The sequence below is a fragment of the Stutzerimonas stutzeri genome (genome assembly GCF_024448955.1).
Taxonomy (GTDB): Bacteria; Pseudomonadota; Gammaproteobacteria; order Pseudomonadales; family Pseudomonadaceae; genus Stutzerimonas; species Stutzerimonas stutzeri_AQ.
In genome coordinates this window covers 53,851-78,549 of sequence record NZ_JAMOIH010000015.1, presented here as the reverse complement: position 1 = coordinate 78,549, position 24,699 = coordinate 53,851, and the positions used below count along the sequence as shown (strand labels likewise).

Annotated in this window: 18 protein-coding genes and 1 tRNA gene; 10 read left to right on the top strand and 9 right to left on the bottom strand. The window is 60.7% G+C overall.

The window, feature by feature from the left end:
• Positions 1 to 11 precede the first annotated feature (11 nt).
• Positions 12 to 911 (top strand): flagellar hook-associated protein FlgL, encoded by a 900-nt coding sequence (gene flgL / locus NA645_RS16070; protein WP_256049768.1) that lies wholly within the window; start codon positions 12 to 14, stop codon positions 909 to 911.
• Positions 912 to 925: 14 nt separating this feature from the next.
• A complete protein-coding gene (locus tag NA645_RS16065; RefSeq protein ID WP_256049767.1) occupies positions 926 to 1,957 on the top strand; it encodes a hypothetical protein in 1,032 nt (343 codons plus the stop codon).
• A 17-nt stretch (positions 1,958 to 1,974) separates the two neighbouring features.
• Here the strand turns inward: NA645_RS16065 and NA645_RS16060 are convergent, their stop codons facing one another.
• Complete coding sequence (locus NA645_RS16060) at positions 1,975 to 3,174, bottom strand: lactonase family protein (RefSeq protein WP_256049766.1); 1,200 nt, start codon at positions 3,172 to 3,174, stop codon at positions 1,975 to 1,977.
• A gap of 139 nt (positions 3,175 to 3,313) precedes the next feature.
• Here NA645_RS16060 and NA645_RS16055 point away from each other — a divergent pair, with 139 nt between their 5' ends.
• Genes NA645_RS16055 through NA645_RS16040 form a run of 4 tightly spaced genes read left to right on the top strand, consistent with a single transcriptional unit; the run spans position 3,314 to position 5,880 of the window.
• On the top strand, positions 3,314 to 3,670 hold the full coding sequence (locus tag NA645_RS16055) for a YciI family protein (protein ID WP_256049765.1): 357 nt from the start codon (positions 3,314 to 3,316) through the stop codon (positions 3,668 to 3,670).
• 55 nt (positions 3,671 to 3,725) lie between these two features.
• Positions 3,726 to 4,190, top strand: a complete 465-nt coding sequence (locus NA645_RS16050) for a YybH family protein (protein ID WP_256049764.1) — start codon at positions 3,726 to 3,728, stop codon at positions 4,188 to 4,190.
• A gap of 58 nt (positions 4,191 to 4,248) precedes the next feature.
• Positions 4,249 to 4,605 (top strand): YciI family protein, encoded by a 357-nt coding sequence (locus tag NA645_RS16045; protein WP_256049763.1) that lies wholly within the window; start codon positions 4,249 to 4,251, stop codon positions 4,603 to 4,605.
• Positions 4,606 to 4,608: 3 nt separating this feature from the next.
• Positions 4,609 to 5,880 carry an RNA polymerase sigma factor gene (locus NA645_RS16040; RefSeq protein ID WP_256049762.1) on the top strand — a complete coding sequence of 424 codons (1,272 nt, stop codon included), beginning with the start codon at positions 4,609 to 4,611 and terminating at the stop codon, positions 5,878 to 5,880.
• Positions 5,881 to 6,351: 471 nt separating this feature from the next.
• Here the strand turns inward: NA645_RS16040 and NA645_RS16035 are convergent, their stop codons facing one another.
• Entirely contained in the window at positions 6,352 to 7,698 is a 1,347-nt protein-coding gene (locus NA645_RS16035; protein WP_256049761.1) for a sigma-54-dependent transcriptional regulator, read from the bottom strand.
• 26 nt (positions 7,699 to 7,724) lie between these two features.
• Positions 7,725 to 9,488: a sensor histidine kinase gene (locus NA645_RS16030; protein WP_256049760.1), complete on the bottom strand. Its 1,764-nt coding sequence runs from the start codon at positions 9,486 to 9,488 to the stop codon at positions 7,725 to 7,727.
• A gap of 148 nt (positions 9,489 to 9,636) precedes the next feature.
• On the opposite strand from NA645_RS16030, the gene NA645_RS16025 reads away from it, so the two are divergent.
• Together NA645_RS16025 and NA645_RS16020 are read left to right on the top strand one after the other, a co-directional pair.
• Positions 9,637 to 10,836: an HD-GYP domain-containing protein gene (locus NA645_RS16025; RefSeq protein WP_256049759.1), complete on the top strand. Its 1,200-nt coding sequence runs from the start codon at positions 9,637 to 9,639 to the stop codon at positions 10,834 to 10,836.
• Positions 10,837 to 11,057: 221 nt separating this feature from the next.
• Positions 11,058 to 12,545, top strand: a complete 1,488-nt coding sequence (locus tag NA645_RS16020; protein WP_256049758.1) for a SulP family inorganic anion transporter — start codon at positions 11,058 to 11,060, stop codon at positions 12,543 to 12,545.
• 29 nt (positions 12,546 to 12,574) lie between these two features.
• Here the strand turns inward: NA645_RS16020 and cfaB are convergent, their stop codons facing one another.
• Together cfaB and NA645_RS16010 are read right to left on the bottom strand one after the other, a co-directional pair.
• The gene (cfaB, locus tag NA645_RS16015; RefSeq protein WP_256049757.1) at positions 12,575 to 13,756 is read right to left on the bottom strand and encodes a C17 cyclopropane fatty acid synthase CfaB; all 1,182 of its coding nucleotides are present in this window, start codon (positions 13,754 to 13,756) and stop codon (positions 12,575 to 12,577) included.
• A gap of 211 nt (positions 13,757 to 13,967) precedes the next feature.
• Positions 13,968 to 14,063, bottom strand: a tRNA-Sec gene (locus tag NA645_RS16010).
• Between the two features lie 1,147 nt (positions 14,064 to 15,210).
• Between NA645_RS16010 and NA645_RS16005 the strand changes: the two genes are divergently transcribed.
• Positions 15,211 to 16,962, top strand: coding sequence for an ATP-dependent nuclease (locus NA645_RS16005; RefSeq protein ID WP_256049756.1), 1,752 nt, complete (start codon positions 15,211 to 15,213; stop codon positions 16,960 to 16,962).
• 156 nt (positions 16,963 to 17,118) lie between these two features.
• Complete coding sequence (locus NA645_RS16000; protein ID WP_256049755.1) at positions 17,119 to 18,348, top strand: hypothetical protein; 1,230 nt, start codon at positions 17,119 to 17,121, stop codon at positions 18,346 to 18,348.
• Between the two features lie 227 nt (positions 18,349 to 18,575).
• Here the strand turns inward: NA645_RS16000 and selB are convergent, their stop codons facing one another.
• The 4 genes from selB to NA645_RS15980 all read right to left on the bottom strand — a co-directional run bounded on the left by selB (position 18,576) and on the right by NA645_RS15980 (position 24,682).
• Positions 18,576 to 20,495 (bottom strand): selenocysteine-specific translation elongation factor, encoded by a 1,920-nt coding sequence (gene selB / locus NA645_RS15995; RefSeq protein ID WP_256049754.1) that lies wholly within the window; start codon positions 20,493 to 20,495, stop codon positions 18,576 to 18,578.
• The gene (gene selA / locus NA645_RS15990) at positions 20,492 to 21,901 is read right to left on the bottom strand and encodes an L-seryl-tRNA(Sec) selenium transferase (protein WP_256049753.1); all 1,410 of its coding nucleotides are present in this window, start codon (positions 21,899 to 21,901) and stop codon (positions 20,492 to 20,494) included. The genes selB and selA overlap by 4 nt, the downstream gene beginning before the upstream one ends.
• 441 nt (positions 21,902 to 22,342) lie before the next feature.
• Positions 22,343 to 23,185 carry a Tim44 domain-containing protein gene (locus NA645_RS15985; protein ID WP_256049752.1) on the bottom strand — a complete coding sequence of 281 codons (843 nt, stop codon included), beginning with the start codon at positions 23,183 to 23,185 and terminating at the stop codon, positions 22,343 to 22,345.
• 387 nt (positions 23,186 to 23,572) lie between these two features.
• Positions 23,573 to 24,682: a TRAP transporter substrate-binding protein gene (locus NA645_RS15980; RefSeq protein ID WP_256049751.1), complete on the bottom strand. Its 1,110-nt coding sequence runs from the start codon at positions 24,680 to 24,682 to the stop codon at positions 23,573 to 23,575.
• Positions 24,683 to 24,699: the final 17 nt, after the last annotated feature.

Sequence of the window (24,699 nt, the reverse complement as noted above, 5' to 3'; positions counted from 1 at the left end):
AGTAAAAGACCATGCGCATCTCCAACGCCCAGATCACCGCCATGATGCATGGCTCGATGAACACCAGCTCCGAGAAACTCGGCAAGCTGATGCAGCAGATGGCGACCGGCGAGCGCATGTTGATGCCCTCGGACGATCCAATTTCTGCCGTGCGCGTGCTGCGTATCCAGCGTGAGGAAGCCACACTGACGCAGTACCGCACCAACATCGCGAACGTCTCGGGCAACCTGTCCAAGCAGGAGGCCAACCTCAAGGCCGCTTCGGACACCATGCTCAACGTGCGCGACATGCTGTTGTGGGCGGCCAACGGCAGCAATACCAGCGAAGATCTGGCGGCCATTGCCAATGAGCTGGGAAGCCTGGAAAAGACCATTCTCAGCTTCGCCAACGTGCGCGACGAAGAAGGCCGCTATCTGTTTTCCGGCACGCTAAGCGACCGTCCGGCGATCACCTTCGATGAGGCGACCGAGACCTACAGCCTGACCGGTAACGATCAATACCGCCAAGCGGCTGTCGCCAACGGCGTGCTGGTCGAGGAAAATGTCACCGCCGCGCAAGTTTTCGGCGCCGATGCCGACATGCTCAATCAATTGCATGCACTGGTGAAGAGTCTCGCCGACCCGACAGTCGATTCCAGCGCGCAGATCGGCGAGACCCTGGCCAGCCTGGACGCCACTCATAGTCAGTTGCTCGGCGCGGTTACCGAACTGGGTGGCCGGCAGAACACCCTGACGCTGCTGTCGAGCAGCAACGAGGATGTGTCGCTGGTGAACCAGAAGATCGAGGGGGAACTGTCCCAGCTCGACTACGCAGCGGCCAGCATCGATCTGAACAACTATCAGCTGTCGTTGCAGGCGACGCAGAAGACTTATTTGAAAATCAACGGGCTGTCGCTGTTCGGCATGCTCTGACCGAGGTGGCGTAAATGAAGATTGGCAAGCAGCTCCCAGCTGTTTCCGCAATCAACCCGCAGGAGCGCCGTGAAGCGCTGCTGCGGGATTCACCCGCGCCGCTCCGTGCAGGCGTTCCGGGCGATATCGCGCATACCGAAACCGGGCCCAGGAAAACCACCAGTTTCAGCCTGCAACTCAACCAGCAGTTGTCCTCAATGCAGTCGGCCGACAGTTATCTGGGCGATCTGCAGACGCGTCTGTCGCAGCTCAAGCTTAATCTCAGCCGCCAGATCAGCTCGCCGCAGCCCAATGGCGAGGATCACATTCAACAGGCGGTGCAGCAGGTTGGCGAGCTGCTTAAACAGCGCAGCCAGCGCTCCGGCAATTCTCTCGATGCCAACCTCAAACTGCGCCTGACGGAACCGGTGCGCAGTCGCTTCAGCCTGCAAGGGCTGGAATCACTGGATACGATTCGCCAATCCGGTCGCGAGACGCTGTTGTTCAGCGGTGGCCGTCAACTGGCCGAGCCGGTGGCAGTGGTGCTCGACGATGCTATGACTGACGAGCAGATCCTGCGTCGTTTCAACGGTAGCCTGGGCCAGGCCGGTATCCGCGCCGAGCTGGATCAGAGCGGTGAACTCAAGTTCTCCGCTCGCGAGGGGGATTGGCAGAAGCTGAAAGACCAGTTGGCGGTGCAGGGCGAGGGCAAGCTGTTCGACAAGGGCAAGTACGTTCGCCTGCAGAGCCGGGAAGAGCAGCTGCTGAGTTTCCCCGAGGAGCTGCAGCTCGATTCCTTTCGCGAGCTGCGGCGCCTGCTTGACTCGGTGGTCGCCGGGCTCGATAAGGTCACTGCGCTGCGTGAGCAGCTGAGTAACCGCCAGCAGGAGATCCGCGAGTTCCTTGCGCGTCAGGCGCACGCCGACGAAAAGCAGTGGGCCATGGATTTCTCGCGCTCGGTTTTCAATCTGATGCAGCGCAGCCCCTCCAGCTACGCAGCCGTCACCCAGACGGTAGTGGCGCAGGCCACCATCAGCCGCTTCGCGGTGGTCAGCCTGCTGTCCTGAGCATCCGGCTGTGCCGCTCAAAGGCCGGTGCGGTCGATGAATTTCACATCCGACGGCCGACTCATCGGCAATATCTGCACCGTGTCACCGAGCAGCCCGCTGTCCGGGTCGCGCTGCAGCACCACCAACTGATCGCTCTTCTGATTGGCGATGAGCATGAAGCGCCCGCTCGGGTCGATGGCGAATTCGCGCGGTTCCCGCCCCTCGCTGGCGCGCTGCTGGATTTCGCGCAGGCTGCCGGTTTCCTCGATGGCGTAGACCATGATGCGGTTCGCCCCGGCGCGGTCGCTAACGTAGAGGAAGCGGCCATCTGGCGAGGGATGAATGGCACCGGGCGAATGCGCGTCCAGGTTGCCGTTCTCGGCCAAATCGACCAGCTGGCGTTGTATCAGGCTACCGTCGACATGATCGAAACGCGCAACCTGCGCGCTCAGCTCAAGCGTCGCGTAGGCCTGGCTGCCGTCCGGGCTGAACACCAGGTGACGTGGGCCGCTGCCGTCGGGCAGGCCGATGAAGGGCGGCTCGGCGGGTGACAGCGGGCGTTCGGCGTTGGCCGGGTTGTATTCGTAGACGAATATTTTATCCGCGCCCAGATCACTGACGAACAGTCGCTTGCCGTTAGGCGACATCACCGCCGAGTGCACATGCGCCGACTGCTGGCGCTGAGGATGTTTCTCGCTGGCCTTGTGCGTGGCGAGTTGGGTCACGGGCGACAGGGTGCCATCCTCTGCCAAGGGAACTACCGCCAGGCTGCCACCGGGATTAGGCGCCGAGCCGTAGTTGGAGACGAATAGATAGCGCCCGTCGCGGCTCTGGCTCAGGTGCGTGGGCTCATCGCCCAAGGTGATCTGCTGCGCCAGCGGCGACAGTTGCCCGCTGGCTGGCGCCATGGTGAACGCGCTTACCCGGCCTACCGGGTCGGGATGGCTAGGCCCGTTCTCGTTCGCCGCGTAAAGCCGGTTGCGGTTCAGATCCAGCGTCAGCCAGGACGGGTTGTGGGTGCGCACCACCTGCAGTGGCTGAGGCTCGATATAGCCGCGCTCTGCATCGAACTGCATGCGGTAGATCCCTTCACTTGCGCCCTCACTGCTGGTGTAGGTGCCGATCAGTAATTGATACATGGGTGCCGCCACTCCCGAAGTGCTGAATGCCAGAAGAGCCACGGCGAGGCCGAGGCGACGGTAGTGATGAAATAGACCGCGCAGTGGACCAGCCATGCCTCGCTCCTGTCTCGCTGAGTTTGTTAGTCCCGGACTGGCTTTGAGCACCGCAAGGCGAAAAAGATTTGTCGGCGCTGTCGATTTTTCCCTTTTCATTTCGACTATCAGATAACAGCAACCATCTCGGGGCGCCGCAATGCGCTATCTATGCCTGGTTTATCTGGATGAGCGGCTTCTGGCCAGCCTGTCGCCTGGCGCGCAGGCGGCGATGGATGCTGAATGCCGCGACTATCGCGAACGTCTTCAGCGCAGCGGCCAGCTGATCATCGGCGAAGCGCTGCAGCCGGTCCTCAGCACCACGACTATGCGCCGGCAGGGCGACACCCTCTGCCTACACGACGGGCCCGTAGTCGACAGCCGTGAGCAACCCGCGGCGTTCTATCTGTTCGAGGCAAGCGACCTCAACGACGTGATCCGACTGGCATCGCGCATTCCCCCTGGGCGGCTGGGTTGCGTCGAGGTCCGTGCGCTGCACCCAAGGGCGCCACCCTGAACCGTGCCGCAACGACATTCATCAGCCAGAGACTATCAACCAAGAGGCAACTCGCATGAACAACTCAACCGAAAACCAGACCGGCGAAGCCCGAATCCGCGAACTCACCAACGAATGGGAACGCGCGGTAGGCGCCAAGGATCTTGACCTCATCATGTCCCAGTACGCCGCCAACGTACTGGCTTTCGACGCAGTGGGGCCGCTGCAATTCAAGGACGCCGAGACCTACCGTCAGCACTGGCAGAAGTGCTTCGAATTCTGTCAGGGCGAAGGCTTTTTCGAGATCAGCGAGCTGGGCATCCACGTCAGCGAAGACCTGGCCTATAGTCATTTCCTGAACCATTGCGGCGGCACCAACGAGAAGGGCGAATTGCAGACCGGCTGGATGCGCGGCACCCGCTGCTGGCGTCGACAGGGCAGCGACTGGAAGGTCGTCCACGAGCACTTCTCGATGCCATTCGACATGGCTAGCGGGCAAATCGATTTCGGGATCGAGCCCCAGGCCGGCGCGGCCGGTTGAACCAACCCTCGTCTTTCGCTGCCGGAGCGGCGGCCGGCGCGCATCACCGGAGACTGAAATGAAATACCTGTGCCTGGTCTATTACGACGAACAGCGCGTGGATTCGATGACCGACGAGCAATGGGGCGCGCTGGTCGAGCAGTGCATTGCCAATGGTGAACGCCTGCAGGAGAGCGGGCACTTCATTGCCGGCGAGCCGCTGCAATCGGTGCGTACCGCCAAAACGGTTCGCGTCCGCGAGGGGGCGGTGTCCGTGGTCGACGGCCCGTTCGCCGAAACTCGCGAGCAACTGGCCGGTTTCTACTTGCTGGAAGCGCAGGATTTGGACGAGGCGCTGCGCCTGGCCGCAAAGATTCCGCCGGCGCAATTGGGCAGCATCGAGGTTCGCCCGTTGCGCCAGCTACCCGATCGCTGATCGATGCAGGAGCGGGGCAGGCCGCCTTCGACCGATCGTCCAAGTGGCGGGCCGACGCGGGCCGAGATCGACACCCTCTACCGCAACGAGTCGCGGCGGGTGCTGGCGACGCTGATTCGTGTGCTGGGCGACTTCGAGCTGGCCGAAGAGGCGCTGCAGGACGCCTTCTTCGCCGCGGTGCAGCAATGGCCGCGCGACGGAACACCGGACAACCCGCGGGCCTGGCTGGTCTCGGCTGGGCGCTTCAAGGCTATCGACGGGCTGCGCCGGCGGGCGCGCTTCAATGCTTCGTTGAACCTGCTGGCCGATCACCTTGACACCGACGAGGAGCCGGACTGGGACCGCGACATGCTGGAAGATGATCGCCTGCGGCTGGTCTTCACCTGCTGCCACCCGGCTTTGCCGGCCGATGCGCAGGTGGCGCTGACCCTGCGCGAAGTCTGCGATCTGAAAACCGAGGAAATCGCCCGCGCCTTTCTCGCCTCGCCCAGCACCATTGCCCAGCGCATCGTGCGCGCCAAGCAGAAGATTCGTGATGCCGCGATTCCCTATCGCGTGCCTTCGCGCGATGAGCTGCCGGCGCGTCTGGATAACGTGCTGCGGGTGATCTACCTGGTGTTCAACGAGGGCTATTCGGCATCCAGCGGCACTGAACTGACCCGCACCGATCTGAGCGCCGAAGCGATCCGGCTGGGGCGGCTGCTGCTCGAATTGCTGCCGGACCCCGAGCTGATGGGGCTGCTGGCGCTGATGTTGCTGCACGACTCGCGGCGCATCGCGCGCACCGATGGCGCGGGCGAGCTGGTGCGCCTCGACCAGCAGGACCGCAGCCTGTGGGACCGGTCGCAGATCGAAGAAGGCTCGGCGCTGGTGCAGCGGGCGCTGGCCTCGCGGCGTTTTGGTCCCTACACCTTGCAGGCGGCGATCGTCGCCGTGCATGCCGAGGCGCCCAGTGCCGCGCAGACCGACTGGGCGCAGATCGTCGGGCTCTATGACGTGTTGCTGCGAACCAGCCCGTCTCCGGTGATCGAGCTGAACCGCGCGGTAGCGGTAGCCATGCGCGACGGCCCTGATGCCGGGCTGCTGCTGATCGAAGGCTTACTGGCGCGTGGCGAATTGCAGGATTACCACCTGCTGCACTCGGCCCGCGCCGATCTCTGCTGCCGCCTCGGCCGCCTGGACGACGCACGAAACGCCTACCGAAGCGCCTTGCAATCGGCGCAGTTGGAGCCGGAACGGCGCTTTTTGCAGCAGCGGTTGGATGAGCTCTTGTAGCGTGTCGAAGTCTCGCCGGATGAACTTTCTCAACATGCGATGCAACTCGTAGGCCGAAGTGCGGCGCTGACCCTTGCGGTGCGCGGAGCGCACCCTACGGGCGTGGCGGTGGAGTAGGGTGGCTATGCGCACCGGCTTGTACGCTGCTACGCGGGAACCCTCGCGTTGGTAGTTCTACGGCTAACGACGCGGGGCGTCGCAATAACGCATCCACGCAGAGCATGGGAGTGATCACCTGGGCAGAATCAGCCGCGTAGGGTGGGCTTCAGCCCACCATCTGCTGGCACCGCTGGTGACGCCTCGCCTGGCCTATGCGGCCGGCGCTGAACTCTGGTGGGCTGAAGCCCACCCTACAAATTGCGCCGAGCTCTGGCTGGCTGAGTTGGAGCGCCGCCTGGCCCGGCCCTCGACTTGCTGCCTCGATCAGACGCCTTACTAAGCAGGCTCGAAACCGTGCGTGCCACGACATGATTAATTGTCGCTGCTACCTGCCGGCAAATAATCGCCACGGCTCAAACCATGGCGCTGCATCTTTTCGTTGAGGGTGCGGCGCGGTAGCTGCAGCAGGGTCATGACTTCGCTGATGTTGCCTTTGCACTGCTGCAGGGCGTTGTGCAGGCATTGCGCCTCGAAGGCTTCCATCTGCTCGGCCAGCGAGGTGCCGGTGCTCGGGGCGCTGGGCGGCGGCGGGGTCAGGCCCAGGGCGTGGCGTTCGGCGGCGTTGATCAGTTCACGGACGTTGCCTGGCCAGTCGTGGCTCAGCAGCTGCGCCAGTTCGGCGGGGCCGACCGGCAGGGGCTCGCGGCCATGGCGCTGGGCGGCCTGGGTGACGAAGTGGTCGAACAGCAGCGGAATGTCTTCACGACGCTCGCGCAGCGGCGGGATATGCAACTCGGCAACGTTCAGCCGATACAGCAAGTCTTCGCGGAAACGTCCGCCGCGCACTTCTTCCAGCAGGTCCGGCTTGGCCGCGCTGATCACTCGCAGATCGACTTCGATGCTGCGGTTGGAGCCCAGCCGTTCCAGGGTCCTTTCCTGCAGCACGCGCAATAGCTTGACCTGCTGGGCCAGCGGCATGCTTTCGATTTCATCGAGGAACAGGGTGCCGCCGTGGGCATGCTCGATGCGACCGATGCGCTTGCCCTGGGCGCCGGTGAAGGCGCCGCTTTCATGGCCGAACAGCTCGCTCTCGAAGATGCTTTCGGGGATGGCCGCGCAGTTCAGCGCCACGAACGGATGGCGCGCGCGCGGGCTGAAGTCGTGCAGGCAGCGCGCCACCTGTTCCTTGCCGCTGCCGGTGTCGCCGCGGATCAGCACGTTGACATCGGTGCCGGCCAGCTCCAGCACCTGGCGGCGAAGGTTGTCCACGGCGCGCGAAACCCCTAGCAGCATCGACTCGATGCGGCCCTTACGGGTGAACTGCTCACGCAGCTGGCGGTTTTCGCAGACCAGCCGGCGTTTGTCCTGGGCGCGGCGCACGCTGTCCAGCAGACGTTCGGGTGTGAAAGGTTTTTCGATGAAGTCATAGGCGCCCTGGCGCAGCGCCTGCACCGCCATCGGTACGTCGCCATGACCGGTGACCATGATCACCGGCAGCTCCGGGTCCATCGCGACCAGCTTTTCCAGCAGGCCGAGGCCGTCCAGGTCCGGCATGCGCACATCGCTGATCAGCACGCCGGGAAAATCGCGGTCGAGCAGGCCCAGCGCTTCGCGCGCGCTAGCGCAGGTGCGTACGCTGAAACCGGACAGTTCCAGCCATTGCTGGACCGCTTGGCGGATCGCCGCTTCGTCGTCGATGAAGATGACCTGACCGCTCATGTTTCGCTCCTTAGCCGGTGGCCAGTCTACTCGGTGAGGTGCTCGTCGGCTGCCGGCAGTCGAATCTCGAATACCGCACCCTGCGCGTCGTTGCTCACGTCGAGATTGCCGCCCAGATCGCGCACGATGCCGTAGGAAACCGCCAGTCCCAGCCCAAGCCCTTGGCCGACCGGCTTGGTGGTGAAGAAGGGCTCGAATACCTGATCCAGATGTTCGCGGGCGATGCCGCCACCGCTGTCCGCGACGCTCAGTCGCCAATGGTTCGCATCGCGGCGGCAGTCGATGCGCAGCTGCCGGGCGGCGCTGTTCTGCATGGCATCCAACGCATTGTTCAGCAGGTTGATCAGCACCTGCTCCAGGCGGATCGCATCGGCACTGACCCAGGCATCGGTGGGTACCTGACGCACGACTCTGACGTCTTCCCCGCGGATGCGCGGGCCGAGCAGCTGCAGGGCCTGTTCCAGCACCTCGTCCAAACGTACGCGCTGCGGCAGCCCGGCGGGATTCTTGCGGGCAAAGGTCTTCAGATGGCCGGTCAGCGCTGCCATGCGTTCGATCAGCCCTTCCACCTGACCCAGACCTTCGCGCACTGCCTCGCTGCGGCCGCTGTCGAGCAGCAGGCGCTGGCTGGCCAGCTGCATACGCAGGGCGGTCAGCGGCTGGTTGATTTCGTGGGCGAGGGCGGCGGACATCTGCCCCAGGGCGGCCATCCGCGCGGCGTGTACCAGACCATCCTGCGCGGTCTGCAGGTCGCGGGTGCGGGCTTCGACCAGCCGTTCCAGCTCGTTGCGGCTGCGCTGTTCGACCCGGCGGGTTTTGCGCCGCTGGGCTAGGTAGAGCAGCAGGAAGGCCAGCGTCATCCACACGCCCGCCGCAGCCAGCCGATAGCTGCGTATGCTGGCGGCGACCAGTTGCGGCTCTTGCAGCAGGTGCAGCGTCCAGTCTTCCTCTGGCAGCGGCAAGCGCTGCCAGAAATAGGTATGGCGGCCGTCCGGTCCTTCGACTTGGCGGCGCTCGCTGTGTTCGTCGATGCGTTGCAGGCGTCTGCTGTGCAGCGGCTGCAGATTCTGTTCGGCGTAGCGGCGGGCAGCAACCAGGCGGTCGCGTATCTCGTCGCTGAGCGGTTGCAGGTAGCGGAAGCGCCAAGCCGGCCGATTGCTAAGGATGACGATATCGAGCGAGTCGGTGATCAGCAGAATGCCGGACTGGCCGGCCCATTCGCGCTGCATGTCTTCCAGCTCCAGCTTGACCACCAGTACGCCGAGTACCTCGCCGGCGGCGTTCTTGACAGAGCTGGAAAGAAAATAACCAGGAACTCCTGTGGTCACGCCCACTGCGAAATAGCGGCCGCTGTCCTGGGTCAGCGCATCGCGAAAGTAAGGGCGAAAGCCGTAGTTGTAGCCGACGAAGCTGCTCCATTCGCGCCAGTTGCTCGCCGCGAGAGTGTCGCCATGACGGTCGATCAGATAGAGCACCGACGAGCCGGCGGCCTGGTTCTGCTGCTCCAGGCGGCGATTGAGGCGGGCGCGCAGTTGGCGGTCATCGGGACTGGCCAGCAGGCTGCGGATGTCGCCGTCCAAGGCTAGTAGGGCCGGCACCGAGCGGAAGCGCTCGACCTGCGTGTGGATCGTCTGGGCGTAGAGTTCCAGCTGCTCGCGGGCCTCCTGGCTGCGCTCAGCCCAGGCGCGCTGTTCGGCGAGCCGCCCGGCCCCGTACATGCTCAGCAGCAGGCCGGCGAGGATTAGCAGCACGATCAGGACGACACGGTAGCGGTTGGCGTGGGCGGACATGGGCGGCTCTTTTGTAAGAACAGCTATGTTAAGCCAGAGCGGAGCATTGCCAATCACTGCCGATGGTCCGTTTTGCCGTTGGCCGCGCATAAACGGGCGGCGTCGATGGCTATGATTGCCACTGCGGTTATCCCTGCAGAGGTATTGAGTGCTCAGGAAAATATCGATAAACCAGCTCCGGTTCGGCATGTACATTCAGGCCATCGACGGGAGCTGGTTTTCGCATCCGTTCTGGCGAACCCGCTTCGTCCTCAGCGATCCGGCGGATATGCAAGCGCTGCGCAGTAGCGGGGTGCCGGCTGTCTGGATCGATACCGAGCAAGGTGTGGATATCGCCGAAGCAGCTGCGGCGCCAACCGAGCCCCATCCCGCCGTCGAGGCCACTGTCGCCGAGTCACCCGCGCGGGCCGCAACCTGCAGCGCCCGCGATGAAATGCAGCGCGCCTCTCGCGTACTCAACCGCTCCAAGCAGGCGGTGGCTTCGTTGTTCAACGAGGCGCGTCTGGGCAATGCCGTGGACGCGCAGGCATGCCTGCCGGTGGTCGAGGAAATCAGTGAATCCCTGGCGCGCAATGCCTCGGCGCTGATCGGCCAGGCCAGGCTGAAGGACCGTGACGAATACACCTACATGCACTCGGTCAGCGTCTGCGCTTTGATGGTGTCGCTTGCTCGCCAGCTTGGACTGAATGAAAGCCTCACTCGCGAAGCTGGCCTGGCGGGGCTGCTGCACGATGTCGGCAAGATGGCGATGCCACCGCAGGTGCTCAACAAGCCCGGCAAGCTCACCGATGCCGAGTTCGAAATCATGCGCGCTCATCCCGAGCGTGGCCACGCGATGCTCGTGCACAGCGGCACGATGCCCGAGGCGGTACTGGACGTGTGCCTGCACCATCATGAAAAGGTCGATGGCAGCGGTTACCCGCACGGGCTGAAGGGTGAACAGATCAGCCTCGTCGCGCGCATGGGCGCGGTGTGCGATGTGTACGATGCGATCACCTCCAGGCGCCCCTACAAGGAGGCCTGGGATGCGGCCGGTTCGCTCTCGCGAATGGCTCAGTGGAAGGGGCATTTCGATACCGGCGTGTTTCACGCGTTCGTCAAATCGGTGGGCATCTACCCGCTCGGTACGCTGGTCCGGCTGGAATCCGGTCGGCTGGGCGTGGTCGTTGATCAGAACCCTGGCAAGCTGACGGAGCCGGTGCTGCGCCTGTTCTATTCGACCAGAACGAAAATGCCCATCGCTCCGGAGGAATTAGACCTGTCGCGCCGCCACGGCGAAGACCGCATCGTCAGTCGTGAAGACCCGGTGACCTGGGGCTTCGCCAATCTGGATGATTTCTGGCGCTAGCGATGCAGGCCATCAGGCGGCCATCGCCGGTTACGGCGTGATCCGCTATCCTTCGCCGCCCTTGCAGCGACTCTCTGCCTGAGCAGTAGCTCGGCGCGATCAATCTGCATTCCCCGCGCTTCGATTAGCGCGGTTCGCCCTACATTCGAAACTGGAACGGCTCTGTCAGCCGGCGCATCGCGTCGGGTCTGCAGCTGCCGCTTTTTTCCTCTGGATAACCCATGCTCCACTCGATCAAGCAAAACTGGTTCAGCAACATTCGTGGCGACGTGCTTTCCGGCCTCGTGGTTGCCCTGGCCCTGATTCCCGAGGCCATCGCCTTTTCCATCATCGCCGGGGTCGACCCACGGGTCGGCCTCTACGCGTCCTTCTGCATCGCCGTGGTGATCGCCTTCGTCGGCGGCCGGCCGGCGATGATATCCGCCGCCACCGGTGCCATGGCTCTGCTGATGGTGACCCTGGTACGCGAGCACGGTCTGCAGTATCTGCTGGCGGCTACGCTGCTCTGCGGCGTGCTACAGATCGTCGCCGGCTACCTGCGCCTGGGCTCGCTGATGCGCTTCGTTTCACGCTCGGTGGTGACCGGCTTCGTCAATGCGCTGGCGATCCTGATCTTCATGGCGCAGCTGCCGGAACTGACCAATGTCACCTGGCACGTCTATGCCATGACGGCGGCGGGGCTGGGCATCATCTACCTGTTTCCGTACGTGCCGAAGATCGGCCGGGTGATCCCCTCGCCGTTGGTGTGCATCCTCTCTATGACTGCGGTGGCCATCTATTTCGGCCTGGACATCCGTACCGTCGGCGACATGGGCGAGCTGCCCGATACGCTGCCGATCTTCCTCTGGCCGGAGGTGCCGCTGACCTTCGAAACCTTGCAGATCATCTTTCCGTACTCCGCCGCGCTGGCGGTGGTTGGCCTGCTGGAGTCGCTGATGACCGCGACCATCGTCGATGAGATGACCGACACCGGCAGCGACAAGAACCGCGAATGCAAAGGCCAGGGCATAGCCAATATCTTCTCCGGCCTGTTTGGCGGGATGGCCGGTTGCGCGATGATCGGCCAGTCGGTGATCAACGTGAAATCCGGCGGCCGCACGCGCCTGTCGACGCTGATCGCCGGTGGGGTGCTGTTGTTGATGGTGGTGTTCCTCAGCGACTGGGTCGGGCAGATTCCCATGGCGGCGCTGGTAGCGGTAATGATCATGGTGTCCATCGGCACGTTCAACTGGGAATCGATCCGCAACCTCAAGCGCTATCCGTTATCGACCAATATCGTCATGGTGGTGACCGTGGTGGTGGTGGTCTTCACCCACAACCTGGCCTATGGCGTGCTGGCCGGCGTGCTGCTGGCGGCGATGTTTTTCGCCAATAAGGTCGGCCATTACCTGCATATCGACTCGGAACTGGATACCGAAGGCGGGCAGCGAACCTACCGAGTGGTCGGCCAGGTGTTTTTCAGCTCGTCGGAGAAATTCACCATGGCCTTCGACTGCAAAGAAGCCCTCGCCACGGTCGTCATCGACCTCAGTCACGCGCATTTCTGGGACATCACCGCCGTCTCGGCGCTGGACAAGGTGGTGCTCAAGTTCCGCCGCGAGGGCACCGAGGTAGAGGTGCTGGGCATGAACGAAGCCAGCGCGACCATCGTTGATCGCTTCGGTACGCACGACAAGCCCGAAACCACCGATACGCTGATGAGCCATTGATCGCGTGCGCGCCAGGCAAGTGCCTGGCGCTATCGGTACAGATCGGCCCGTGACCAGGGCATTTCATGAGAGCCATCCGGCAGCGGCTTGCTCGCCAGGATCTGGTGCAGGTTGATCCAGTTGCGGCGGAAACCATAGGCGCAGCCGGCCAGATAGACACGCCAGATGCGCAACGCACGCTCGGGAATCATCTGCTGGGCCTCGACCAGATTCGCTTCCAGCCGCTGGCTCCAGAAATCCAGCGTGCGCGCGTAATGCAGGCGCAGGCTCTCCACGTCGACGATTTCCAGCCCCGACTCGCTGATGCAGGCGCCGATCTTCACCAGATGCGGCAGCTCGCCGTGGGGGAACACGTAACGGTTGATGAACTCGCCGGCACCATGCCCCACCGGTCGCCCATCGATGTGGCGCGAGGTGATGCCATGGTTCATCACCAGGCCACCGGGGCGCACCACTTCCGACAGCTGCTGGCAGTACAGCGGTAGGTTCGCGTGGCCGACATGCTCGAACATGCCGACACTGACCACCTTGTCGAACTGGCCGTTCTTGGGCAGATCGCGGTAGTCCATTAGCTCCAGCTGTACTTGGCCCTCCAGTCCTTGCGCGGCGACGCGCTCGCGCCCGAGCTTGAGCTGCTCGCGGCTGAGGGTGATACCGAGCACTTCTGCGCCAAACTCCCGCGCCGCAAAGCGCGCCAGCCCGCCCCAGCCACAGCCGACGTCCAGCAGGCGGTCACCAGGCTTCAGCCGCAGCTTGCGGCATAGATGGCGCAGCTTGGCCTGCTGGGCCTGGTCGAGGTCTTCCGTTCCGGTCTCGAAATAGGCGCATGAATAGACCATCTCCTGATCCAGCCACAGCTGATAGAAGTCGTTGGACAGGTCGTAGTGATAGGAAATAGCCTCGGCATCGGTGGCCTTGTCATGCGCCTGGCGAGTCGGTAGCGCCGAGTGCTCTTCACCCAGTGCGCTCGTGATCTCGTCGCCGATGCGAATGATCTCCTCCAGCGGTCCGTGAAGGTCGATCTTGCCCTCGACATACGCCCCACCCAGCAGGGCCAGACTGGGGTGGGCCAACTGCGGGACCAGACCGGGATCCTTGATTTCCAGCGTCACGCTTGGGACGGGGCCAATATCGATCTTCTTGCCGTCCCACAACTTAAGGCGCAACGGAAGCTCCAGTTCCTTCAAGGTCGGAAGTAATGCGGCCAACATACTCAGTCTCCTGATCGTCCCGTGCATGAAATCCTAGACCAGCTTTCTCCCGCTTGCGCTCGACCGGCAGATGGCTTTTCTCTATGAGTTCGATTGAAGATTGCTCGAACGGAGCGGGCGAGCAGGAAAAGGCTGCCGCGCGATTACCGTTTTGCAGTGTTGCGGTTTCGTGAATCAGACGAGGGGAGGCGCTAGGAGGCTAGGCATGAGATGGCGGAAGGCAGTGGGAGTCGAACCCACCCAGGAACGGCTGCCGCCCCCAACCGGGTTTGAAGCCCGGCCGCACCACCGGGTGCGATTGCCTTCCTCATTGATCTACAAGGTTTTTTCTAGCGTAGCTGATGCTCTGACCGGGCAACGTTGAAAATCCCTAACAGGGCCGAAAGCTAGAACGTCATGTAGGTGATCAGGCGAAAGGTGAGCGTACCGCATTGTCATGCGGGTGACGAATGCGCAAGTCTTTTTGCAAGAGCAAGATGTTCTCACCGTTCGCGAAGAAGTGTGACGCGGCAGTTTGCTTTAGGACATGCGACTTCCGTCCTGCTGGCAGATTGAGCCCTGCGTGAATGGCCTCCTCATCGATGCTCGAACAAGGCCGATGGCAAATGCGCCACGTTGCCGGAGATGGAGTAGGATTCCGTCGGGGTTACTGCCGGCAGTCCGGTTGTTCCCGGAGCGGTCGAGCCGGGCAGACGGCGAGGCCAACCGAAACTTGCCCAGTCAGGATGAGGATAGCAATCACAACGGAAGTGGCTAGGCGATGGTACGCCCGAACGACAGGGAAAGGACGATATGAAGGCTGATTGGAACGACGCCCCGGACTACATCACAAAGCACCCACGCAAAAGCCGCAGGCTAGCGAAGCTGATCCCCTGTCTGATCGGCACCGTTATTACGCTAGCGGTTCTCCAAATGGCAGGCTCAGCGTTCCTACAGGGAACCGCACAACGCATTGCCGAAAAGCGCATTCAGCCCAAGCCAGCCCCTGTCGCTGAGATTAAGCGAGTAGAGCCCACGGCGACCAAGGGTTGGGACAGGGTAGTAGAGGAAGTGGCCGCGAGAGGTGCAACGCCTCAGTGGCAATCAGGCCAGCCTCAAGCCGTTACGGCAGAGCCGACGCCCAAGCAAACAGTATTCAACGACAACAACTACGTTCCCCAGGGCGCGACTAATATCGTTCCCGCTACACGGGTTATCCCCGAGCCGACCGTAACGATCCCGCCCCGCCGAAAAGAAATTGTGGTTGTAGGCAAAGAGTCGCGGATAAGCGATTTTTGCCCGGGCGGAGAAGGAAGCATTATGCGGAGAAACTGCAAGTCAAGCGTCAACCTGAATGCAAGGAATTGATCTTCTTAGATCAATCCAAAACAATAAAACACACAAACATAATAATAAAGCCAGCGTGCACTCACAAACCGACAATCCAGTGATGGACAGGAAAACAAGGAGTTATTATGAGTCATGTTTTAGAAGGCGTGAAGATAACAAACTTTAGATCATGCAACTTGGTTGAAGTTAAGCTCGGAGCGTTCGTTCCATTGGTTGGATACAACAATGCTGGTAAGTCAAATATTCTGTCCGCGATTGAGTGGTTATTTAAGAGTAGATTGCTGCCGCAATCTGAATTCTTTGACCCGGAATTGAAAGTAGAGGTGGAGGGCGAGATAGCTGGGATCACAGCGCAGATTCTAGACCAGTTAGATGAGGCGCACCGGAAAAGAATAGCCCCTTATATCGTTAATGGAAGAGTAAAGGTAAAGCGAGTTCAGCCTACAGACGCAAAAAGAGCAACGGATGTAGATTTCTTTATCGAGCACCCCACTGATGGTTATAAGAGCAATCCAACCGGCATATGGAACGCAATTAAATGCCTGTTTCCAGAGCCCATCAGAGTCGCGGCAATGGATAACGCAGCTGATGACTCGGCCAAATCGAAATCGACAAGTACGATTGGAAAACTGCTAGCGGAATTTTGCGAAGCCGTTCGGCAAAACAATGCTAATAGAATAAATAGGCATCTTGGGGCTATTAGTCGCCGAATGTCTGCCTCAGGCAACAAAAGACTGCCTGAGCTGGATGCTATTGATACATCCATTAATAGAAAGATAGAAGACTTATTCCCTGGCATCAGCTTGAAGCTACATTTTGACGTACCGACATTTGAAGACATTTTCAAAGCAGGTACTGTAAGGGTGTTTGAACAGCAAGACGTTGGTCGAGATTTTGCCGCCTACGGGCATGGGGCGCAGCGATCCATACAGATGGCACTTATCCGACACCTTGCGGAAGTAAAGAAAGATGCTGAAAGCCCAACCACCACGTTGCTGCTTATAGACGAGCCCGAGCTTTATCTGCATCCGTTTGCAATCGAGCAGGTACGGGAAGCTCTACACACGCTTTCTCAGTACGGATACCAAGTAATATTTTCGACGCACTCAGCTCAGATGATTACGGCGGAGAGGGCGCAGCATACTTTGCTAGTGCGCAAAGAAAATCACGAGACTCTAATTCGGAAGCGATTAAAGGATGCGCTAGAAGTGGTACTGCCCAGAGCGCAGTCTCAAGCACAGCACCTGTTCGCTTTGACACAGTCTAATCAAATCTTGTTCGCCAACAAGGTAGTTCTCACTGAGGGAACTACTGAAACAAGACTGCTTCCATTTATTTACAAAGAAATCACTACCTGTACGTTAGGACAACATCAAGTAGCGATGGTAGAAACCAGATCGGTTGATAACATACCTAAGTCACTACGGGTGCTTCAAGAGATGGATCTACCTGCGGCCGCGATAGTCGATCTTGACTACGCTTTTAGGGGGGCCGTAAGCAATGGATTTATCAGCGATACCGATCCCGCATTAATCGCACTTAAAAATATACTTATCCGGCTTGAGCGCAGCGGTGCTTGCACTCTCGACGGTGGTGGCCTGCCAACCAAGAATGGAGTAGTGACTGCTAGTGATGCATTCTGCTTGCTGGCCCGAGAGGCTGATGCCATTCCGCATATCGAGAGCCTACATAATCAGCTCCTGACGCACGGTATATGGTTGTGGATCAAGGGGGCGATTGAGTCTCACCTCAACCTTTCGGGTAAGACTGAGGCGGTTTGGGCTCAGTTCAAAACCGATGTGGAGACGGACGGTTTAGAGGCGTGTTGCCATGACTTCGATTCGATCAACGCTTTGGTCAATTGGATAAAAAATTAGATCTGGAGCTAATTCCCGGAGGGGGAAGCCCGGCCCCCTTCTGGGTAATGTCGAAAGAGTGTAGAAATCAAATGCCATTCTTTTTCCGCTATTGGTAAGGGCCAAAGGTTAGAGCTGCTAAATCGTATGTCTAGTATCTAAAGGGAATCAGAGAGAATGCGTAGGTGGGAGCGAAGATTAAAAGATTTAGCCCTGTCGCTAGAGGCAGCTGGTTCAAATTACTTTGAGCCAGAAATTTTTAGATTAAACGCGAACCAGTTTTTAACTACATCCAGAACAGTATCTTTCTTGTTTCAGAAAGATAAAGCGAGCATAGCGGACTTTGGAAACTGGCATGCTAATAACATCGTCGCTCCGTGGAAAGATGACGAAATAATGAAATGGTCGATTGCTTCGCGAAATACAATCGAAAAAGAAGGGGATCTAGATCTTAATAGTAGCGCCGATGTTACATTAATTGTCGGCTATTTGGAGAATCAAGATATCCCGCTTCGTCTAGATAAAAACACGTGCCTTAGCGCTAGCATAAAAAGACTCATTCGATTTGCAAGAGCGAAGCTGCCCACCGGAGTATCTGATTCAGCTGTGATCAAAATAGAAAGGACATGGGTAGCTAACACTCTTCCTGACTGCGAATTGCTGCAAGCGTTTAGATATATATATTGTCGAATGTACGAAGCATGTAAGTCTTTAGCGAATCATCTCGGTACAGCGCTGGAGTCCTCTATTCCGCACCCTACTTCATTTGATGATATTCACACGGGAAGTAGATGCGTTCACTACGTAAAGCTTAATTCAGCTGGTGTCGGTAAAGTCGTATCGCGCCGGATCAAGCGTAATAATAATTTTGTTGCGCCAGAATGGATGTCAGAGCTTCGCCAAAGAAGAATCGACTGCCCGCCAGACAGCCTTGAATCTCTCGTAAAAGCACAGGCTGAAATGGCGGAAGCCACATTTCTAGAGCACGGCAACCATATCGCTATGCTTTGGCTGTTTAATGAAAAATTTGAAGTAATAGATTTCATATCTACTGCTCCTAGTGATCAGGCAGATAAATATATTTTTTGGAGATCTATTTCAGAAAGAATTCATTACTTAAGAGCCAAGTATTTAGTATGGACAGCTGAAGCCTGGATTCGGACTGGGTTCGACCAGCAAATGTTTAAGGCTACTAGGAATTTGCCGATTGCAGGTGAAATGCTTCAAGTGGTAGGTATAGATGGAGAAGGGAGTTCTAGCGATATAACTTGGATGATCGAGCGCGAAACCCCAGATGCCAAGCCAACGCTAAAATTGAAAGATGAATCGAGTGGTAAACCAGAGGTGTATGCCAATTACCTAGCCCCAGCTAGGCACGCTCTCGAGAGAGTTAAGGGCAGCTCATGAAACTCAGCTATGGCTCAGGTCAGTCGAAAAAGTGTCGAAAACACTAACCAAGAACGACCAATAGATACCAAAACCGCAAGAGCGGAAGCGTCATATTGCCTAGCAATCGCCAACATACGCCGTTGACGTCAATAGTTAAAATCGGATTTGAAGCCCGGCCGCACCACCGGGTGCGATTGCCTTCCAGAGACGTGCCCGAACGGGACTGAAGCTGGACGTGCTGCAGCCTACCCGACCTCGGCCTCCGAGGCCAAGGCGCTGTCGGGTCGCACCTTGCGTTCGTTGCCGAAGCGCCGGGTGAGGCCGATGCGGTCGAAATGCTCGAGCAGCTGGATGCTGCGCTTGCGGCCGAGCTGAATCTGGTCGCGGAACGCGGCGGCGCGGATCACGCCGTGTTGCCTCTCCATATCTACTACCCGATTGGCCAGCTGGCGGATGGTGGCGTCGGGGTAGAACAGATCCTTGACGACCTGTTGCAGCATTCCTATGCGGGACAGCTTGCGCAACAGATGACGAACCCTGTCCTCCTCGATGCCCAGTTCGCCGGCCAGATCACGGACCCAGGGTGGATCGAAACGAGCGGATTCCAGCAGCGGCCATAGCTGGGCTTTCAGCGCTTCTTCCTCGTCGCTCAGTCGGACGCGGTGCCCAGGCAGGTGCAGCCAAGGACCGCTGGCTTCGATCTGTCCGGCTGCCAGCGTTTGTTCCAACAGCGCAAGATAAATCGGTCGCTCCAGCTGAGGTAGCGCATAGCGGCGCAGGCGGTCGCGATCCGGGCCCAGCTCGTCCGGCTGGGCTTCATGGAAGCGCTGCAATGCCGCCACAAGGCTCTGGCCGAGGTAGTTCCAGGTATCGCGGTCGAACAGGCGCGGGCCCAGCCGTGTGGTGATTTCCAGGGCTTCGTCCGGCAGCTTCCAGGTGTGTCGCGGACGGTTGAACTGTCGTTCCAGCAATGCCGGCTCCAGGCCGTTGATCGCGCTGGGCAGCAGTCCCGGCAGAATCTGTTCCAGTGTTTCGCCGTCCAGCGCGCGCAATACCGCAAGGCGCGCCTGGCGGTGCCGATTGCGCGGCGGAGCGAAGGGGTCGAGCACCCGTCCGCCGCCCAGGGTTCGCTGTGCGGATTGGTCGCGCAGGATCACGCGATCACCGTGCACCGCATGAGCCGGTGCATTCAGCAATAGCTGCGCGTGCACGCGGCCGCCGGGCGCCAGGTATTCGCCTTCCAACAGGGCGATCCGGCCGGTGACGTCCTGCGCACCAAGGTGAATGTGTACCGGCGTCCAGTGACGCAGTTCGCGAACTTCGCTGGGCAACAGGGTGAAGTCGATATCGATGCGCTGGGTTGCGGCCTGTAGCTCGGATTTCAGCAGCCAGTCGCCCCGGCTGATTTGCTCTGTCGCGAGGCGTTCGCCGGCGAGGTTCAGGGCGACCCGCTGACCCGCATGGGCCTCGTCGGAAACCTGGTTCTGCGCGTGCAGCCCGCGTACCCGAACGGTTCGTCCGGTTGGGCTCAGGGTCAATTCGTCCCCCACGCGCACCCGGCCCGCGAAGGCCGTGCCGGTCACGACCACGCCGGCGCCGACGACACTAAAGGCTCGGTCGATGGCCAGGCGGAAATAGCCGTGGCCGCAACCCGAGCGTACCTCTGCGGCCTGCTCGACCAGCGCCGAACGGAGCGCATCGATCCCTTCTCCGTTGATACTGGACACCGGGAAGATCGGCGCGCCGGCCAGCGGACCGGTCTGTAGCAGCGCTTCGACTTCCTGGCGCGCTTGGTCAATGCGCTCCGGGTCGACCCGGTCGATTTTGGTCAGCGCCACCAGTGCCCGACGAATGCCCAGCAACTCGATGATGGCCAGATGCTCGCGTGTCTGCGGCATCACGCCGTCATCGGCAGCGACAACCAGCAGCACACAGTCGATGCCGCAAGCACCGGCCAGCATGTTGTGCACGAAGCGTTCGTGACCGGGTACGTCGATGAAGCCGGTGAGGTTTTCTGAATCGCCAAGCGAGGCGTACAGGTAACCGAGGTCGATGGTGATGCCGCGCAGGCGTTCCTCGCGACGACGATCGCCCTCTTGCCCGGTCAGGGCCTTGAGTAAAGCCGTCTTGCCGTGGTCGATGTGGCCGGCGGTACCGATGATCATGACATCAGCTCCCGCTGCAGGTGCGGCAGCTGTTCCAGCATTGCCGCCTCGTCGTCCAATTGCCGAAGGTCGAGCCAGAGCGCGTCTTCGGCGAGCCGGCCAAGGACCGGAATCGGTAGGCAGCGCAAGGCTTCTTCCAGCTGGCGCAGGCTGCGGCCGCGCAGCCGCTTGGGTTGCAGCGGGCTGATACAAACCGCGGAGCTTGGCAGTCGTGCCACCGGCTGTGCGCCGCTGCCGATCATGCCCAGTGCGTCGCGGACAGCAACCTGCCAGTTTTCGCCGAGTGCCGTGGCGATTGCCGGCGCAATTCGTTCGGCTTGGGCACGGATCTGCTCCTGCGGGCGGCTGAGCAGGCGCAGGCTGGTCAGGCGTTCGGCCAGGCGATCAGGGTCGCGATAGAGATTGAGCACTGCTTCCAGTGCGGCCAGGGTCAGTTTGTCTACCCGCAGGGCGCGTTTGAGCGGGTTCTTCTTAATCTTCTGGATCAGCTCGCGGCTGCCTACGATCAGCCCAGCCTGGGGGCCGCCGAGCAGTTTGTCGCCACTGAAGGTGACGATATCGGCGCCGTCGCGCAGGGCTTCCTGGACGGTCGGCTCCTTCGGCAGGCCCCAGCGCGACAGGTCGACTAGGCTACCGCTGCCCAGGTCCTCCAGCAGCGGCAAGCCATATGCGTGAGCGATGGACGCCAGCTCGGCCGTGGCGACGCTTGCAGTGAAGCCCTGCACGCTGTAGTTGCTGGTATGTACGCGCATCAACAGGCCGCTGCGCGGGCCGATGGCGGTTTCGTAGTCGCGCGCGTGGGTGCGATTGGTGGTGCCCACTTCATGCAGCTTCACCCCGGCTCTGGCCATGATGTCGGGGATGCGGAAGGCGCCGCCGATCTCGATCAGTTCGCCACGGGAGATGATGCCTTCCTTGCGTGCGCCGAGGCTGTTGAGTGCCAGCAGTACGGCGGCGGCATTGTTGTTGACCACGGTGACGGCTTCGGCGCCGGTCAGCTCGCGGATCAGTCCCTCGATCAGATCGTCGCGATCACCGCGCTTGCCGCTGGCCAGATCGAATTCGAGATTCAACGGGTAGCGAGCCGCGAGGGTGATCGCCTCGATGGCTTCGTCGGGAAGCAGCGCGCGGCCGAGGTTGGTATGCAGCACCGTGCCGGTAAGGTTGAATACGCGACGTACGCGGCTGCGGTGCTGGCTGGCGAGGCGCTCCCCGGCGCGCCCGGCAAGCACGGCCTCTGACAGCTCCAGCGCGGCGAGCTGGCCGTGGCGGGCCGGCTCGCGTAACTCATCGAGCAGATCACGTAGCGTACCGAGCAGCGCTTCGCGGCCGTAGCGCTGCTGCAGGGGTGCGCAAGCAGGCGCACGCAGCAGACGGTCCACCGAGGGCAGGCGAACGCTGCTCATGGCTGATTATCCGATCGGTGGCTCGATACGAGCAGGGCGGTGGGAGCGCTCGTCATGCTGACGGCGTAAAACCCTGTCATGAGGTTGCCTGACACGCAGGACTCCATTCTTTTTAGTATTTTCCGAGCAGCATAGACGCTTAATTCCTCACAGGGTTCAGCCGAGCTGCGCGCTTCCCGCTGCCAAAAACGAAAAAACCCGGCAAGCCAGGTTCAGAATGCTGCTAAAGGAAACAGCGCCGCTCGGAGGGCGGGTCCTACGTCGTTTCGCTGAGCTTTTGCTGATTTAAGGGCATCCCTGGATACTGACTAGTGGTTTATGAGACAGGTCAGGACGAGCCGGCAATAAAACGATTCGCCTTGAAAACGAAACCCCGCAGTTAGCGGGGTTCGTTATTGCTGAGCCCGATTAAGCCCGGGCTCTGGGCGGCGCCTGCGCGTATCAGGCGTTCTGACGGATACCCGCGACCAGCCACGGCTGGTTCTCGCCCTGTGCACGCTCCATGCGCCAGCTTTCGCTGAAGGGCTCGCCCTGGTCGAAGCGCGAGTTTTTCGCGACGCCAGTGAAGGTCAGCGTGGCGGTGGTCTTCTCGGCATTGTCATCCACGCCGTCGAGCTGGATCTGCAGGTCATCGACATAGGTCGACTGGTAAGCGTCTCCAATCTCGGCACGCTCACGCTTGAGGAATTCAAGCAGCTGCGGCGTGACGAATTCGGCGATCTTGTCCATTTCGTTGGCGTCCCAGTGCTGCTGCAGCGACATGAAATGCTCGCGTGCCGCACCGACGAAGCTCTGCTCGTTGAACCAGGCCGGCGCGTTGATCACCGGGGCCTGGGCAACGGCTGCGCTGCTGCCGCCGAAAATGGACGGTTGCTGCGGCATTTCGCGCTGCATCGGCGCATGGCCGGCCACGGCTGGCTGCTGCTGGCGACGGCGGGCGGCCAGGAAGCGGAACAGCAGGAACGCGATCAGGCCGAAGATCAGGATATCCATGAACTGAATGCCTTCGAAGCCGTCGCCCATGAACATGGAGGCGAGCAGACCGCCTGCGGCGAGGCCGGCGAGCGGGCCGAGCCAGCGCGAAGCACCGCTAGCTGCGGCCGGTTGTTGGCGGCCTGCTTGCTGTGTGGCTGCGTCATTGCGTTGTTGAGGCTGCGCCTGGCGGGTCTGGTGGCTGGGCGCCGAACCAAAGCTCTTGCCGCCGCCGAAGCGCTTGGCGTGCACGTCGAGACTGAGGGTCAGACCGATACACAGCGCCATGAAAATGCTAAGCACACGTTGCATTGAGTGTTCCCGCTTTTAATTAGTGGAAGTACGCGCGTCATCCTGCCCAGTGCCGCGAAACAACGCCAGCGCTAAATGATTTCAGGCTTTTGCTTCGCCAATGACGGCGCTTTGTTGTCGCTTTTGGTCGGCTGAAGAGCAGAAATGCAAGCAGCGCACCCTCGAGGCCACGTACGCGGCGTACTGTTCAGCGGCAGTGCTGCTTCTTTTCGGGGTTGGTTAAAGGGGCGCACCGCCTTGATCGGCGCGCCTCTTTTTATGTCTGTTTCAGCTTACCAATCCGAACAGCGGTGGGCTGAAGCCCACCCTGCCGGGCCGATGGTTCCGGTGACTACCGTAGGGTGGGCTTCAGCCCACCATTCCCGTTTCACGAACCGAGCGAGCGGCTCAGCGCCAGTTATAGAGCTCTTTCTCGGATATTTCGTGCATGGGTTTGACCTGCGCCTGGAACGCCTTCATCGACGCCCAGATACGGCCGTTCAGCTCGCTTTGTGCGGCCAGCTCACCAAGCACGGCATCGGACTGCTCGCGCATGGCGGCCAGCACCTCGTCGGGGAAGCGCTTGAGTTCGGTGCCCTGCTGCTTCAACTGATCGAGCGCGAGGGCGTTGTTGTAGACATAGTCGTCGATCATGTCACGGCTTGCTGCGCCGGCGGCCTCGGTGAGAATGGCGCGCAGATCGTCCGGCAGGCTGTCGAGCGCCTTCTGATTGACCAGCAACTCCAGCACCGCCTGCGGCTCCTGCCACCCGGGGTAGTAGTAGTACTTCGCTGCCTTGTGCAAACCGAAAGCGAGATCGTTATAAGGGCTGACCCAGTCGGTGGCATCGATCGCGCCGGTCTGCAGCGCCGTGAAGACTTCGCCGCCGGGCATGTTGACGGTGGTCGCGCCGAGCCGGCTCAACACTTCGCCACCCAGGCCGGGTGTACGGATCTTCAGGCCCTGCAGGTCCTGCAGCGAGTTGATCTCTTTGTTGAACCAGCCGCCCATCTGCATGCCGGTATTACCCACGACGAACGGCTTGACGCCGTGCGGTGCGTAGGCTTCGTCCCAAAACGCCTGGCCGCCGCCGCGGGTCAGCCAGGCGTTCATTTCGCTGGTCGAGAGGCCGAAGGGTACCGAGGTGAAGAATTGAGCCGTAGGTACTTTGCCCTTCCAGTAATAGGCGGCGCCGTGGCCGACTTCGGCGGTGCCGCGCGAGACCGCATCGAATACCTCTAGGGCAGGTACCAGCTCGCCGGCGGCGTAGACCTTGATGGTCAGCCGCCCGTTGCTCATGGCATTGACGCGCTCGGCCAAGCGCTCGGCTGAAGTGCCCAGGCCTGGATAGTTCTTCGGCCAGGCGGTGACCATTTTCCAGTTATAGGTTTTGGGCGCTTCGCTGGTAGCCGGTTGCGGCTCAGCGGTGGATTCGACTTTCTTCTCATCGTTACAGCCTGCAAGGCCGAGCATTGCAAGCAGGGCAGCGGCGGCACCAAACAAGTGACGGCGTTTCATGAGTGAGGTTTTCCTTT